Below are 285 nucleotides of genomic sequence, written 5' to 3'. Positions count from 1 at the left end.
ACCAGGCCGGCTTCCTTGAGGCGGGCCAGCGCGAGGTCGAGGAGGCGGTCAGCACGGTCGTCTTCGGCGAGACGATCGCGGAAGTCGGCCAGCACGCTGTGATGGAACCCGGGGTCATCCAGCTCCATGGCCATCGCGTACTTGAAGTCGATGCGGCAGCGGACCGCCTCGGCGGCCTGCCGGTCCGACAGGCCGAGCAGGAACTGCAGCACACAGACGGTAGCCAGTTGAGCAGGCGAGATACCCGGACGCCCGTCACGCGGGTACCAGTCGGCGAAGTCCTCG

Annotated in this window: 1 protein-coding gene; it reads right to left on the bottom strand. The window is 68.1% G+C overall.

All coding sequences use genetic code 11. The features are described 5' to 3' along the window. On the bottom strand, window positions 1-227 hold a 227-nt coding region (locus tag IEY89_RS37960; RefSeq protein WP_506004858.1), incomplete at its 3' end, for a transposase. Window positions 228-285: the final 58 nt, after the last annotated feature.

This window comes from Streptomyces lacrimifluminis, from assembly GCF_014646095.1.
Classification (GTDB): Bacteria; Actinomycetota; Actinomycetes; order Streptomycetales; family Streptomycetaceae; genus Streptomyces; species Streptomyces lacrimifluminis.
The sequence above is the reverse complement of the archived record's forward strand: the minus strand, read 5'-3'. Positions and strand labels throughout refer to the sequence as shown.